The 14,646-nt window shown below is 74.3% G+C and carries 9 protein-coding genes and 1 pseudogene; 9 read left to right on the top strand and 1 reads right to left on the bottom strand.

From position 1 onward, the window contains the following. The first annotated feature begins 58 nt into the window (after window positions 1-58). Both AC3CHW_RS16070 and AC3CHW_RS16065 read left to right on the top strand, forming a co-directional pair. Window positions 59-1,861, top strand: coding sequence for a 3-hydroxyacyl-CoA dehydrogenase (locus AC3CHW_RS16070; RefSeq protein ID WP_488470907.1), 1,803 nt, complete (start codon window positions 59-61; stop codon window positions 1,859-1,861). 2 nt (window positions 1,862-1,863) lie between these two features. Next, window positions 1,864-2,451 (top strand): TetR/AcrR family transcriptional regulator, encoded by a 588-nt coding sequence (locus AC3CHW_RS16065; protein ID WP_176162964.1) that lies wholly within the window; start codon window positions 1,864-1,866, stop codon window positions 2,449-2,451. Between the two features lie 488 nt (window positions 2,452-2,939). Here AC3CHW_RS16065 and AC3CHW_RS16060 read toward each other — a convergent pair whose 3' ends face one another. Further along, window positions 2,940-3,434, bottom strand: a complete 495-nt coding sequence (locus tag AC3CHW_RS16060; protein ID WP_176162965.1) for an Lrp/AsnC family transcriptional regulator — start codon at window positions 3,432-3,434, stop codon at window positions 2,940-2,942. Between the two features lie 171 nt (window positions 3,435-3,605). On the opposite strand from AC3CHW_RS16060, the gene pdhA reads away from it, so the two are divergent. The 7 genes and pseudogenes from pdhA (at window position 3,606) to AC3CHW_RS16025 (ending at window position 14,459) form a co-directional block, all read left to right on the top strand. Beyond that, the gene (gene pdhA / locus AC3CHW_RS16055) at window positions 3,606-4,745 is read left to right on the top strand and encodes a pyruvate dehydrogenase (acetyl-transferring) E1 component subunit alpha (protein ID WP_488471071.1); all 1,140 of its coding nucleotides are present in this window, start codon (window positions 3,606-3,608) and stop codon (window positions 4,743-4,745) included. Next, on the top strand, window positions 4,742-5,821 hold the full coding sequence (locus AC3CHW_RS16050; RefSeq protein ID WP_488470906.1) for an alpha-ketoacid dehydrogenase subunit beta: 1,080 nt from the start codon (window positions 4,742-4,744) through the stop codon (window positions 5,819-5,821). Before pdhA ends, AC3CHW_RS16050 begins: the two co-directional genes overlap by 4 nt. Beyond that, a complete protein-coding gene (locus AC3CHW_RS16045) occupies window positions 5,821-7,566 on the top strand; it encodes a dihydrolipoamide acetyltransferase family protein (protein WP_488470905.1) in 1,746 nt (581 codons plus the stop codon). The genes AC3CHW_RS16050 and AC3CHW_RS16045 overlap by 1 nt, the downstream gene beginning before the upstream one ends. Window positions 7,567-7,937: 371 nt before the next feature. Next, window positions 7,938-8,882 (top strand): NTP transferase domain-containing protein, encoded by a 945-nt coding sequence (locus AC3CHW_RS16040; protein ID WP_488470904.1) that lies wholly within the window; start codon window positions 7,938-7,940, stop codon window positions 8,880-8,882. Further along, window positions 8,879-11,536 (top strand): annotated as a pseudogene (locus AC3CHW_RS16035) (molybdopterin molybdotransferase MoeA); the annotation flags it as partial. The gene AC3CHW_RS16040 and the pseudogene AC3CHW_RS16035, both read left to right, overlap by 4 nt. 479 nt (window positions 11,537-12,015) lie before the next feature. Beyond that, on the top strand, window positions 12,016-13,071 hold the full coding sequence (locus AC3CHW_RS16030; RefSeq protein ID WP_359320491.1) for a potassium channel family protein: 1,056 nt from the start codon (window positions 12,016-12,018) through the stop codon (window positions 13,069-13,071). A gap of 407 nt (window positions 13,072-13,478) precedes the next feature. Then, window positions 13,479-14,459: an NAD(P)H-quinone oxidoreductase gene (locus tag AC3CHW_RS16025; protein WP_459248439.1), complete on the top strand. Its 981-nt coding sequence runs from the start codon at window positions 13,479-13,481 to the stop codon at window positions 14,457-14,459. Window positions 14,460-14,646: the final 187 nt, after the last annotated feature.

Here is a 14,646-nt window from a genome sequence, read left to right as displayed (position 1 = left end):
CCGGATTGGCCCTGTGGATAACCGACGCGTGGACCCATCTTCGGGGAGGATCAGCGACATGACCACCGCAGCCGGAGCCGCCGCTCACACCATCAAAGCCGCCCCCGAGCCCCATGCCGCGGCGCAGCTCGGGACTCTCGGAACCGCCTCTGACCAGCCCGTTACCAGCCCCGAGGCCAGCGGTCCCAGCTCGGCGTCCGGCAGGGCCGGCGTCGGGACCGGCGGGGAGTCGGCGTCCCGCGTCGACGGCGCACCGCCGCGGGACGCCGAGGCCGATCCCGGGTCCGCGGACGGCTCGGGCGCCGAGCCGCGGCGAGCCCCGTCGCGCGCGTCGGCCATAGCGCGTGACCGGGTCGTGGCTGTCGTCGGCGCCGGCACCATGGGCCAGGGCATCGCGCAGGTCGCCCTGGTCGCCGGGCATCCGGTGCGGCTCTACGACGCGCTGCCAGGCCGCGCGGCGCAGGCCGCCGACGCCATCGGGGCCCGCCTCGACCGGCTGGTCGACAAGGGCAAGCTGCCCGCCGCCCAGCGCGACACGGCCCGGGCCAGGCTGCTGCCGGCCGACGGGCTAGCCGAGTTGTCCGACGCGGCCCTGGTCATCGAGGCGGTGGTGGAGCAACTCGCCGTCAAACAGGAGCTGTTCACCGAGTTGGAGCGAGTCGTCGCCGCCGAGTGCCTGCTCGCCACCAACACCTCCTCGCTGTCCGTCACCGCCGTCGCCGGCCCCCTCCAGCACCCAGGCCGCCTCCTTGGCCTGCACTTCTTCAACCCGGCGCCGCTGCTGCCGCTGGTCGAGGTGGTGCGCGGCTTCGCCACCGACGAGGCCGCGGCCGACCTCGCGTACGAGACCGTCGCCGAGTGGGGCAAGACCCCGGTGCGCTGCGCCGACACCCCCGGTTTCATCGTCAACCGGATCGCCCGCCCGTTCTACGCCGAGGCGTTGCGCTGCTACGAGGAACAGGCGGCCGACCCCGCCACCATCGACGCCGTGCTGCGCGAATCGGGCGGCTTCCGCATGGGGCCGTTCGAGCTGACGGACCTGATCGGCCAGGACGTGAACGAGGCCGTCACCCGATCCGTGTGGGACGCCTTCTTCCAGGACCCCAAATTCACGCCGTCGCTCGCCCAGCGGCGCCTGGTCGAGTCCGGGCTGCACGGTCGCAAGACGGGGCGCGGGTGGTTCCCGTACGGCGACGGCTCGGGAGACAAGGCGGCGAGCCGGCCCGCCCCGCGTACGGCCGAGCCGCGGACGCCACCCGAGGCGGTGATCGTCCACGGTGACCTGGGGCCTGCGGCGGTGCTTCCCGAACTCATATCCGACGCCGGCATCAAGGTCACCTACCAGGGTTGGGACGACGGCGGAGCGGGCTTCATCGAGCTACCGGGCGGCGCTCGGCTCGGCCTCACCGACGGCTCCGCCGCCACGACCGCACCGACCGCCGACACCCTCTGCTTCGACCTGGCCCTGGACTACCGCACCGCGACCCGCGTCGCGCTGGCCGCGTCCGAGACCGCCCGGCCCGGCTCGGTCAAGGCCGCCGTGGGCCTCTTCCAGGCCCTGGGCAAGGACGTCAGCGTCATCGACGACATACCGGGCCTGATCGTGGCCCGCACGGTGGCGATGCTCGTGGACTTCGCGGCCGACGCGCTGGGTCGGCGCGTCGCCGAGGCGCACGACATCGACACGGCCATGCGAAAGGGGGTGAACTACCCGCGCGGCCCGCTGGAGTGGGGCGGCGAACTGGGCCCCGAGTGGGTGCGGCGCGTGCTGGAGAACCTGCACGCCGCCTACCCCACCGGGCGCTACGCTCCCTCGCCGCTCCTGGTCCGCCGTGCGGCGGCGCGCCGGGACCTGCTCTAATCGTGGCCATGGCCAAGCGCGACACCTACACGCCCGAATCGCTGCTCGCGGTCGCCGTCGAGGTGTTCAACGAGCGCGGCTACGACGGCACCTCGATGGAGCACCTCTCGCAGGCGGCGGGCATCTCCAAGTCCTCGATCTACCACCACGTCAAGGGCAAGGAAGAGCTGCTGCGGCGGGCCATAAGCCGGGCGCTCGACGGGCTGTTCGGGATTCTCCGGGAACCCGACGCCCTGGAGGGCGCGGCCATCGACCGGTTGCAGTACGTGGTCCGGCGCACGGCCGAGGTGCTGATGGCGGAGCTGCCGTACGTGACGCTGCTGCTGCGGGTGCGGGGCAACACGGACACCGAGCGGTGGGCCATGGAGCGGCGGCGCGAGTTCGACCACGAGGTGGCCGAGCTGCTCAAGACGGCGGCGGCCGATGGCGACCTGCGCCCGGACGTGGACGTGCGACTGGCCACCCGGCTGCTGTTCGGGATGATCAACTCCATCGTCGAGTGGTACCGGCCGGGTCGGGGTGGGGCGGCGACCAGCGACGAGGTGGCGGACGCGGTGGTGCGGACCGCGTTCGCCGGGCTGCGGGTCTGAGCCCGCGAGCCCAGGCCGGCGCGGTGGGCCGGGGCCTGCCGTTGGGTCGGGCTCGGGCGCGCCGCTGGGTCGGGTGAGCTGGCTGGGCATTGGCGGCGGCCGGGCGCTGGGTGCCGATCGGGGCCGCTGGGTGTCGGTCGGGTGAGCATGGGCTGACTGATCGGGCGAGCCCGGCTGGTCACACGGGTCTGCCGGTGACCCGGCCCGCTGGCCAGGGCGCCGAGCGCGAACCGGAGCTGGGCCAGCCACTCCAGGGTGGACGGGCCAACCCGCGCCACGAACGCGGTCCACGACGCCTCTGTGGGCCGGCGCGGCTCAGCCTCACCGGGGCGCCGGGCAGGCGCCGGGGGCCGGGGTGCTGGGCGGGCACCGAGGGCCGGGGTGTCGGACGGGACCAGAGAGCTGAGGTGCCGGAGTGCCGAGTTCGCTCGGGTAGCGCGGGGGCGTGCTGGTCGGGAGGGGGGAGGGGGCCGGTTCGCGTGGTGCGGTCAGAGTTCCGTGTCCAGGCCCAGGTCGGTCTCCTCGAAGACCAGCAGGGTGCGGGTGCCGAGGACCTCCGGTATGGCCTGGATGCGGGTGAGGACCAGTTCGCGCAGGGCGCGGTTGTCGGGTGTGTGGACCAGCAGCAGTACGTCGAAGTCGCCGCTGACCAGGGCGATGTGCGCGGTTCCCGGTAGTTCTTGCAGCTTTTCGCGGACCGTGCGCCAGGAGTTCTGCACGATCTTGAGGGTGATGTACGCGGAGGCACCCTGGCCCGCCCGCTCCTGGTTGATGCGGGCGCTGAAGCCGCGTATGACGCCGTCGTCGATGAGCCGGTTGATGCGCGCGTAGGCGTTGGCCCGCGAGATGTGTACGCGTTCGGCCACGGAACGTACGGAGGCGCGACCGTCCGTTTGCAGCATCCGCAGAATGTCGCGGTCGATCGGGTCGAGTGGCCGTGCCGGTGGCAGCTCGCTCGGATTGGCCATCTGTTCGTCTGACATGCGGTCTCGCCTCCCCTCCATGGACGCCCTGCGTTTATCTCAGGCTGTGGATAACCGTTTGTCCACAGGCTAGGCCCGCATGTAGCCAAAATGCCGAGGCGACCGAACAATCGGTAGGGGAGGCGCGTCACACCGCGCACTCGGATGCAGCCCCATGAGGAGGTGCTCGACATGACGGTCCTTGAGCAGCCCGGCTCCTACCGGCCCACCCCGCCACCGGCCTGGCAGCCTCGTACCGACCCCGCGCCCTTGCTCCCCGACGCGGAGCCGTACCGGCTCCTGGGCACGGACGCCGTGGCCGATGCCGATCCGGGGTTGCTGTTGCGGCTCTACGCCGAGTTGGTGCGTGGCCGTCGGTACAACGCGCAGGCCACGGCGTTGACCCGGCAGGGCAGGCTGGCCGTCTACCCCTCCTCCACCGGTCAGGAGGCGTGCGAGATCGCCGCGGGTCTCGCCCTCGCCGACCAGGACTGGCTCTTCCCCAGCTACCGGGACACCCTCGCGGTCATCGCGCGTGGGGTCGACCCGGTGGAGGCGCTGACGCTGCTGCGCGGCGACTGGCACACCGGCTACGACCCGGGCGAACACCGGGTGGCGCCGCTGTGCACGCCGCTGGCCACCCAACTGCCGCACGCCGTGGGGCTGGCGCACGCGGCGCGCCTCAAGGGCGATGACGTGGTCGCCCTGGCCATGGTCGGCGACGGGGGCACCAGCGAGGGCGACTTCCACGAGGCGCTGAACTTCGCCGCCGTCTGGCGGGCGCCCGTCGTCTTCCTCGTACAGAACAACGGCTTCGCGATCTCCGTGCCGCTGGCCAAGCAGACCGCGGCGCCGTCCCTCGCCCACAAGGGCGTGGGGTACGGCATCCCCGGCCGCCTCGTCGACGGCAACGACGCCGTCGCCATGCACGAGGTGCTGACCGAGGCCGTCGAGCGGGCGCGTACGGGCGGCGGGCCCACCCTGATCGAGGCCGTGACCTACCGCGTGGAGGCGCACACCAACGCCGACGACGCCACCCGCTACCGCACGGACGCCGAGGTGGAGGCGTGGCGCGCGCACGACCCGATCGAACTCCTCGAACACGAGCTGCGATCGCGCGGCCTGCTGACGGACGACGTGATAACCGAAGCGCGCGACGCGGCCGAACAGATGGCCGCCAGGCTCCGCGAGCGCATGAACGCGGACGCCGCGCTCGACCCGATGGACCTGTTCACGCACGTGTACGCCGAGAAGACGAGCCAACTGCAGGAGCAGGCGGCCCAACTGCGTGCGGAGCTTGACGCCGAGCTCGACGCGGAGGAGGAACGATGACCACCGCGGCCATCCCCACCACCCGCAAGGCGGGGCGCAAGCCCGCGAGCATGGCGCAGGCGTTGACCAGCGCGCTGCGCGACGCCATGGCCGAGGACCCCACGGTGCACGTGATGGGCGAGGACGTCGGCAGTCTCGGCGGCGTCTTCCGGATCACCGACGGGCTGGTGCAGGAGTTCGGCGAGGAGCGCTGCACCGACACCCCGCTGGCCGAGGCCGGCATCCTGGGCACGGCGGTCGGCATGGCGATGTACGGGCTGCGGCCGGTCGTGGAGATGCAGTTCGACGCCTTCGCCTATCCCGCGTTCGAGCAGCTGATCAGCCACGTCTCGCGCATGCGCAACCGCACCCGGGGCGCCATGCCGATGCCGCTGACCATCCGCATCCCGTACGGCGGCGGCATCGGTGGTGTCGAGCACCACAGCGACTCGTCCGAGGCGTACTACATGGCGACGCCCGGTCTGCACGTGGTGACACCGGCGACCGTCGCCGACGCGTACGGCCTGCTGCGCGCGTCCATCGCGTCCGATGACCCGGTGGTCTTCCTGGAGCCGAAACGGCTGTACTGGTCGAAGGCCGACTGGTCGCCGGAGCAGCCGGAGCAGGTCGCTCCGATCGGCCGCGCGGTCGTGCGGCGCGCGGGCCGCAGCGCCAGCCTGATCACCTACGGGCCCTCGGTCCCGGTCTGCCTGGAGGCGGCCGAGGCGGCGCGCTCCGAAGGCTGGGACCTGGAGGTCGTTGACCTGCGCTCGCTGGTGCCGTTCGACGACGAGACGGTGTGCGCGTCGGTGCGCCGCACCGGGCGCGCGGTGGTGGTCCACGAGTCCACCGGGTTCGGCGGCCCCGGCGGGGAGATCGCCGCCCGGATCACCGAGCGGTGCTTCCACTACCTGGAGGCGCCGGTGCTGCGGGTCGCGGGTTTCGACCTCCCGTACCCGCCGCCGATGTTGGAGCGGCACCACCTGCCGGGCGTGGACCGGGTGTTGGACGCGGTAGCCCGCCTCCAGTGGGAGGCCGACTGGACCTCCGAGCCCGGTCGGGGTGGGGCCGAGCGTCTCGCGGGGGGTGCTCACTGATGGCGGTGGTGCGCGAATTCGCCCTCCCCGACCTGGGAGAAGGGCTGACCGAGGCGGAGATCGTGCGATGGCTGGTGGCCGTCGGCGACGTGGTGGCGGTCGACCAGCCGGTGGTCGAGGTCGAGACCGCGAAGGCCATGGTGGAGGTGCCCTGCCCGTACGGGGGCGTGGTCACCGCGAGGTTCGGCGAGGAGGGCTCGGAACTGCCGGTCGGAGCGGCCCTCCTGACGGTGGCGGTGGGCGACCCGTCCGAGGGGGCCGAGCCGGACACCGACGGCACGGGCCCGGCGGGGGCGGCGGACCCGACCGGTTCCGGTCCCGCGGGCGTCCGCGCCGGCGACGGTGACGGCGGTGTGGGCGCCCCAGCGCGAGGCGGCGAGGGCGACTCGGAGGGGTCGGGAAACGTACTGGTCGGGTACGGGACCGGAGCCCCGGCGGCACGCCGACGGCGACTGCGCGCCGCGCCGCTGGGCACCTCCGCGCGACGTGCGACCGAGGCGGTGGGAGCCGGCGCGGGCACGGTCGGCGCGCAGCGGGAGGGCGGGGCGGATACGGCGGCTGCCGCGACCGCGACCGCGACGGCCGTGGCGGGCACAGCGACCACGGCGGGCACGCGCGGATCGGCGGCGGTCGGTGGCGGTGCGTCTGGCGGTGCGTCTGGCGGTACGGACGGCGGCACGTCTGGCGGTACGGACGGCGACGCGCAGGCGTCCGGGCGGCCGACGCCGGTGATCTCCCCGCTGGTGCGACGGCTGGCCCGGGAACACCGGCTGGACCTGGGTGAGGTGGTGGGCTCCGGGCGCGATGGGCTGATCCTGCGCTCGGACGTCGAGCGGGCGATAGCGCGGATGACCGTGGCGTCGAGCGACGCGGAACGCTCGGAGCGGGAGCGGGCAAAGGCCGGTACGGGCCCGTCTGCGTCGGCTGCATCGGCGGGATCGGCTTCGTCGGCGGCGGCGCGTGGAACCGTCGCGAGCCCGGAGCGGCAGCCGTCGGCCCAGGTGGTCGGCGCGTCCGGGGCGCTGGCGCGCGGGGGCGGGCTGGCCGGCGCCCGGGAGGCGGAGCGGATACCGCTGCGCGGGGTGCGCGGGGCCGTGGCCGAGAAGCTGTCCCGTAGCCGTCGGGAGATCCCCGAGGCGACCTGTTGGGTCGATGCCGACGCGACCGAACTCCTCGCGGCCCGCGCCGCGATGAACGCGGCCGGCGACCCCAAGGTCTCGCTGCTCGCCGTGTTGGCGCGGATCTGCACGGCCGCGCTCGCCCGGTACCCGGAGCTGAACTCAACGGTGGACACCGAGGCCCGAGAGATCGTCCGGCTCCCCGAGGTGCACCTGGGCTTCGCCGCCCAGACCGACCGTGGCCTCATGGTCCCCGTCGTACGCGACGCGCACCTGAGGGACGCGGTGGAACTGTCGGCGGAGTTCGCGCGGCTCACGGAGAGCGCACGGGCGGGGCGGCTCACCCCGGCCGAGCTGACCGGCGGCACCTTCACGCTCAACAACTACGGGGTGTTCGGGGTGGACGGTTCCACCCCGATCATCAACCACCCCGAGGCGGCGATGCTCGGAGTGGGGCGCATAGCCGACCGGCCCTGGGTCCGCCGAGGTGAGCTGGCGGTACGCCGCGTCGTGCAGCTCTCGCTGACCTTCGACCACCGGGTGTGCGACGGCGGCACCGCCGGCGGGTTCCTGCGCTACGTGGCCGACTGCGTCGAGCAACCGGCGGTGTTGCTGCGCACGGTGTAGCGGGTGAGCGACCTGCGTGAGTGAGCGACGTACGTGGGTGAGTGAGGCGCGGGTTGGTGGTGCGCGGTGGGGTGGGTGGGCCCGTGGGTGAGTGGTGCGGGCCCACTGCGGGGCTCGGGCGCGGCGGAGGGGCGCTCGGGCCCGGGTGGGTGTGGGTGTGAGCACGGGTGAGGTTGGTGGACGGGGCTGTGTGGGGGTGGGCGTTGGGCAGCGGGTGGGTGTGGGGTGGATGGCTGGGAGGCGGGTGAGGGCACGGGCGTGGGAGGGGTGGCGACGAGACCGGCAGTGGTTGGGGTGGGTTGGGTGGTTTCCGTGGGGTGTGGGGGCGGGGGCGGCCATACTCGGGGCATGACGGGTGAACGGGTGGACGGGTGACGTACGACGCCGTGGTGCTGGCCGGCGGTGCGGCGCGGCGGCTCGGGGGAGCGGACAAGCCATCCCTCCAGGTCGGGGGGCGTTCGCTGCTCGACAGAGTGCTCGGCGCGTGTCGGGACGCGCATCGCACGGTCGTGGTGGGCCCGCGCCGGCCGACGGTGCGACCGGTCCACTGGGTGCGCGAGGATCCGCCGGGTGGTGGACCGGTGGCGGGGCTCGCGGCCGGGGTACGGGAGACGACGGCGGGAACGGTGCTCGTGCTCTCGGCGGACCTGCCGTTCATGACGGCCGGGACGGTGCGGGACCTGGTCGCCATCCCGCCCGACCACGAGGGGGCGCAGCTCATCGACGGGCAGGGCCGGGGGCAGCCGCTCGCCGCCGCCTACCGGGCCGAGGCGTTGCGCCGCGAGCTGGGCCTGCTGTACGCCGAACACGGCCGCCTGTCCGGGTTGCCGCTCCGGCTGTTGACCGGTGAGCTTCGACTGCGCGGGGTGTGCCAGCAAGCGGCTGCCGCGTTCGACTGCGACACCTGGGACGCGGTGGGCGTCGCCCGGGCGCGGATCAGGGAGCATGGCCGTGTGCTGGATGAATGGATCGACACAGTCAAAGCGGAACTCGGTATCGACCTCGACGTCGACGCGGCGGCCCTGCTCGACCTGGCCAGGGACGCGGCACACGGCGTGGCACGTCCCGCCGCGCCACTGACCACCTTCCTCGTGGGCTACGCGGCCGGGCGCGCCGCCGACGCGGGCCCGGAGGCGGTGGCGGAGGCAACCCGTAAGGCGGTCGCGCTCGCGGCGCGCTGGGCGCGGGAGGGCGCCGAGTCGCCGCCGGGCGTACCCGACGCGGCGAATGGCGAGGCGCCGGGGCCAGTGGTCCCGGGTGGAGGCGGTCCCGAGGGCCCCGGCATCACCGGGGACGCGGAGCGGTCAGCGGAATGAGCGGTCGACAACGGGCGGGCTCGGCGGGCGACGAGAGCGCCGAAGCGGCGCTGGACCGCGCGACGGACGAGGCGCTCGCCGTGGCGGCCTCGGGCCGCGCCGTACGGCCGAGGGAGCGGCGGAGCGCCGAGCCGTACGCCGACTCGCGACGGCCGAACGGCGTGACCGACGCCGACCCCGACCCCGCCTCCGGCCCTGGCCCCGATCCAGCCCCTGGCTCCGGCGCTGGCCCCGACCTCGGCCATGACCACGACCCCGGAACCGTCCCCGGTCCGGAGCAGGCGGCCGAACCGTGCCCGGCGTCGGACCGAGGCGGCCGTACGGACCAGCCCGCCGCCAGCCCGTCCAGCTCGCCGCGCGCGCCCGCCCCCCGAACCGGGCCGACCAGCGAAGTCGCTCCCGCCGAGGCCGACGCCAATCCCAGTCCGACCGCCGACTCCACCCCGACCGCCAACCCCAGCTCGACCACCCACCTCAGCCCGACCGCCGACCCCACCTCGACCGACAGTCCGGCCCCAGCCCCCGGCCCGGCCCCGGCGCCCGGCCCCACCTCGGCCCCCGGCCCGACTTCGGCTGGTACCCCGAGCCTGGCCGACGCCCGGACCTCGGCCGACAGCCCGAGCCTGACCGACGACCCACCCCCGCCCGGCACGTCCCCGGCCGGTAACGCGCCCCCGTCCGGTGGCCCGACACAGGTGGCCGGCTCGGCCGAGAGTGTCGGCCCCGCGCGGGTCGGCAACTGGGCGGTGGGCGGCAGCCGTACGCGGGAGGCCGGCACCTCGGCGGGCACCGGACCCGTCGACGATGGCGCGGGTGCCGGGCCCGCCGGCGACGGCGCGGGCCGTGTCGCGGACGCGGGGCATGCCGCGGCAGGAGGCGTTCGCGCGGGTGCGGCCAACGCCCGGAGGCATAGGGAGAGCGTGAGTTGGTCGGAGGCTCGTACGGCAGCGGTGCGTGCGGTGAGTGTGCCGCTGCCCGCGGCGTCGACGCCGTTGGGTGAGGCGCTGGGACGCGTGTTGGCGGAGCCGTTGACCGCGCTGACCGACCTGCCGCCCTTCGACACCTCGGCCATGGACGGCTGGGCGCTCGCGGGTCCCGGGCCCTGGCGGTTGCCGGCGCGTGGCCGTGGGGTGTTGGCGGGGCACGCGCGGCCGGAGCCGTTGGAGGACGGACAGGCGGTACGCATCGCCACCGGCGCCAGGACCCCGCCCGGGGCCACCGCCGTACTGCGCAGCGAGCACGGCACGGAGTGGGACGGGCGCACGGTGGACCCGAGCGCGCGGGAGGCTTCGTCGCGGTCCGCTTCCTCGTGCGGTCATCACGCTGACCAGCCGGCCCCCGGTGCGGGCCCCGAGTCCACTGGCACCACCGACCCGGCCGCCGCTACGGGCGGGCCCGAACACCCGCGTACGGGCGAGCCCGAGCATCCGCGTACGGGCGGGCCCGAACACCCGCGTACGCGCGACGGTCACCATGCCGACCCCGCGACGTACCAACCGTCCGCGCCACCCCGGGGACCCGCCGCCCCGGCGCCGGACCACGACCACGCCCACAGCCAGGCCCAAGCCCGAAACCAGGCCCACACCCAGCACCAGGTCCACGCCCCGTCCGGGGACCAGCACCAGGCCGGCTGGGTCCACGCCTTGCCCGGGCATCCCGTCCAGCCTGGGCAGGACATCCGGCCGAGGGGACAGGAGTGCGGCAGGGGCGACCAGTTGTTGCCGGCCGGGACGCTGGTGACGCCTGCCGTGTTGGGGCTCGCGGCGGCGGCCGGGTACGACGAGTTGGTGACGGTACGCAGGCCACGGGCCGAGGTGTTGGTGCTGGGCGACGAGTTGTTGCGCTCGGGGCTGCCGCACGACGGGCTCATCCGTGACGCGCTGGGCCCGATGCTCGGGCCGTGGCTCCAGGCGCTCGGCGCGGACGTGGTGGCCACCCGTTGGCTGGGGGACGACGCGGCGGCGTTGCGCAGCGCCATCGAACGGTCCCCCGCCGACCTGGTGATCACCACGGGCGGTACGGCGGGCGGCCCGGTGGACCACGTCCACCCCGTGTTGCGGCAGCTCGGGGCCCACCTGCTGGTGGACGGCGTCGCCGTACGCCCCGGCCATCCCATGCTGCTCGCCCGGTTGGACGGGCGTCGGCACCTGGTGGGGCTGCCGGGCAACCCGCTGGCCGCCGTGTCCGGGCTGATGACGTTCGCCGAGCCGTTGCTCCGTACGCTCGCCGCCCGGCCGCGACCCGATGCCGGGCCGGCCGCCGGGCGGGGGCGAGCGGACGGAACGTACGACAACCAGCGCTCCCCGCGCTCCCCGCGCTCCCCGCACAACCAGCACTCCCCGCGCCGGGGTCGTGGTGAGCCCGGTGGAACCGCCGAGCGGCGGCCGGCCGCCGGGCGGTCGGGGGAGGCCGGCGGGTCGGGTGGACCGTCGACGTGGATGCCGCTGGCCGACGAGGTGCCCTGGCATCCCCGGGACACCCGCCTCGTGCCGGTGCGTCGCCGGTCCGGGGGCGCGGTGCCGCTGCACTTCAGCGGGCCGGCGATGTTGCGCGGCATCTCCGTCGCGGACGGGTTGGCCGTCATCCCGCCCGGGGGCGTGGCGCGGGGCGACGAGGTCGAGGTGTTGGGCCTGCCGTGGGCGGGCGCCGGCGGCGTCGGCCACTGGCCCGGCACCCACCACCACCTGCCCGAACGCGCCCCGGACCCCGATGCCGGCCCCCGTTCCGGGCCACCCGCCGGCTCCGACTCGGCCCCCGGAACCGCCACGCTCCCCGCCCCCGGCACCCCGACCTCCGACGCGCGCACGCCCGGCACCCCGGCCACCGGCGCCCCCACCCCACACGCGCGCACGTCCGAACCCGTCGCCGAGCAACCTCACGCCCTGCCCGACTCGTCTCTGCAGGGGGCAGTCCGCGAGCAGCCGGAAGGTTCCCCACCCAGGGCCCGTACCGACACCGCCCGTACCGACAACACCCACCCCCATACCGCCCACACCGACAACGCCCGCACCAATACCGCGCACCCGCACACCACGCACCCCCACACCACCCACCCGCACACCGCCCGTACCGACGACGTCGCCCCGGAACGTGAGCGGGACAGACCCGAAGCCAGGCCGCCCGGAGGAACCGAGTGAAGCTGCCCTCGCAGGACACGGCAGCGCGTAACCAAGAACCCGTCTCTCACCACGTGCAGTTGCCGCGCTTTCCCGCGGGGCCACTGCGGCAGGTGGGGCGGCGGTTGCTGATCGCGCTCTTCGTGATGGTCACCACGGTGTTGCTGGTCTACCTGGACCGCGAGGGGTACCACGACAACGCCGACGGTACCGTCGACTTCCTCGACTCCGTCTACTACTCGACCGTCACGTTGTCGACCACCGGGTACGGCGACATCGTTCCGCACAGCGACGGCGCCAGGCTCACAAACGTGCTGCTGATCACGCCGCTGCGCGTGCTGTTCCTGATCATCCTGGTCGGTACCACGCTGGAGGTGCTCACCGAGCGCACCCGCGAGCAGTTCCGTCTCAACCGTTGGAGGAGCGCCTTGCGCGACCACACCATCGTCGTCGGTTTCGGCACCAAGGGGCGCTCTGCCGTGCAGACGCTGTGTGCGACGGGGCTGCGGAAGGACCAGGTCGTGGTGGTGGACCCGAACCACAAGGTGATCGAGACGGCCAACGCCGAGGGGTTCGCCGGCGTCGTCGGCGACGCGACCCGCAGCGACGTGTTGCTGCGGGCGGAGGGGCAGCGGGCCAGCCAGTTCGTGATCGCCACCCAGCGCGACGACACGGCGGTGCTGGTCACGCTCACGGCGCGGCAGTTGAACAAGAACGCCACCATCGTGGCCGCCGTCCGCGAGGAGGAGAACGCGCCGCTGCTGAAGCAGTCCGGCGCGGACGCGGTGATCACCAGCGCCAGCGCGGCCGGCCGGTTGCTCGGCCTGTCCGTGCACAGCCCGAGCGCGGGCGCCGTGATGGAGGACCTCATCCAGCAGGGCAGCGGCCTCGATCTGATCGAGCGCCCGGTGGTCAAGTCGGAGGTCGGCAAGCAGGTACGGGAGACGGACGACCTGGTGGTGACGGTGCTGCGCGGCCACCGACTGCTCGGTTACGACGACCCGGAGGCGAGCCCGTTGCAGGCCACCGACCGGCTGATCGTCGTCGTACGCGCCCGCCCCGCGGCCGAGTGACCGCCCGTCCCGGGCGGCCGGCGAACCGGCCAGGACAGGGAGCGAGCGACCCCGGCCAGCCAGTGAGCTGACCCGGGCGGCCAGCGAGCCCGGACCTGCGGTGAGCCGGGCCCGGCGGTGAGCCAGACTCGGCCGTGCGCCACGGCCGTCGGCGGTGGCGGCCCGAGCCGCCACCGCGAGCCCGTCGGCCCGCGCGGGCTGGTGAGCCCGCCAGCCCGCGCCCCTGCCGGGCGTACTGCCCGGCGTACCGCCCGACGTACGGAGAGCCCACGGCCATCCACGGCCGCCCACGGCCATGCCATGGCCACGCCACGGCCATCCACGGCCACGCCACGGCCGTCCCGCCGTCCACATTCGCCCGTGGCGTGGCCCGAGTGGGAGTGGCCGGCGCGGGTAGCCTCGCGTGCATGCGTGCGATCACCGTCCCAGAGCCAGGCGGACCCGAGGCCCTCGTCTGGGCCGAGGTTCCCGATCCCGAGCCCGCCGAGGGAGAGGTACTCGTCGAGGTGGCGGCCAGCGCCGTCAACCGCGCCGACGTGCTGCAACGGCAGGGCTTCTACGAACCGCCGCCCGGCGCGTCGCCGTACCCGGGGCTGGAGTGCTCCGGCCGCGTCGTCGCCGTCGGCCCCGGCGGAGGCGGCGGCTGGGCGGTCGGCGACGAGGTGTGCGCGCTGCTGAGCGGCGGCGGGTACGCGGAGAAGGTCGCGGTACCGAGCGGACAGGTGCTGCCCGTGCCGGCCGGGATGGACGTCGTCACGGCGGCGGCCCTGCCGGAGGTGGTATCCACCGTTTGGTCCAACGTGTTCATGATTTCTCACCTCCGCCCCGGCGAGACGCTGCTGGTGCACGGCGGCTCCAGCGGCATCGGCACGATGGCCATCCAGCTCGCGAAGGCGGTGGGCGCCACGGTCGCCGTCACGGCCGGTAGCGAGCAGAAGTTGGCCGCGTGCGCGGAGCTGGGCGCCGACGTGCTGATCAACTACCGGGAACAGGACTTCGTCACCGAGCTGCGCGCCGCGACGGGCGGCGCGGGCGCGGACGTCATCCTCGACATCGTCGGCGCGAAGTACCTGGACGCGAACGTACGAGCGCTCGCCATCAACGGTCGGCTCGCGATCATCGGCCTCCAGGGCGGCGTGAAGGGCGAGCTGAACCTCAGCACGCTGCTCGGCAAGCGGGGCGCGGTGACCGCGACGTCGCTGCGCGGGCGCCCGCTGGCCGAGAAGGCGTCGATCGTCGCGGCGGTACGGGAACACGTGTGGCCGCTGATCGAGAGCGGCCGGGTACGGGCCGTGGTGGACCGGACGCTGCCCATGCACCAGGCCGCCGAGGCCCACCGCGTGATCGAGGGCAGCGCCCACGTCGGCAAGGTCCTGCTGACGCCGTGACGCCGTGACGCCGTGACACCGTGACGCCGTGACGCCGTGACGCCCGGGGTCCCCGGGCCTCCGGGCCCTGGGCTCCCGGCCGTCCCGTCACACGGCCTCGTCACGCCGCTCCGTAACCCAAGATGCCGGACATATCGCCCCGTGTGACGCTGGGACCGTCAGTCGATGGATGACGGGACCGAAGGGA

This window comes from Streptomyces sp. MGP-BFMKR1, assembly GCF_057766585.1.
The sequence above is the reverse complement of the archived record's forward strand: the minus strand, read 5'-3'. Positions and strand labels throughout refer to the sequence as shown.

Excerpts from the sequence above, each read along its gene's own strand:
- AC3CHW_RS16045 (WP_488470905.1), top strand. The coding sequence starts at position 5,821 with ATGGCGGTGGTGCGCGAATTCGCCCTCCCCGACCTGGGAGAAGGGCTG.
- pdhA (WP_488471071.1), top strand. The coding sequence starts at position 3,606 with ATGACGGTCCTTGAGCAGCCCGGCTCCTACCGGCCCACCCCGCCACCG.
- AC3CHW_RS16070 (WP_488470907.1), top strand. The coding sequence starts at position 59 with ATGACCACCGCAGCCGGAGCCGCCGCTCACACCATCAAAGCCGCCCCC.
- AC3CHW_RS16050 (WP_488470906.1), top strand. The coding sequence starts at position 4,742 with ATGACCACCGCGGCCATCCCCACCACCCGCAAGGCGGGGCGCAAGCCC.
- AC3CHW_RS16060 (WP_176162965.1), bottom strand. The coding sequence starts at position 3,434 with ATGTCAGACGAACAGATGGCCAATCCGAGCGAGCTGCCACCGGCACGG.
- AC3CHW_RS16025 (WP_459248439.1), top strand. The coding sequence starts at position 13,479 with ATGCGTGCGATCACCGTCCCAGAGCCAGGCGGACCCGAGGCCCTCGTC.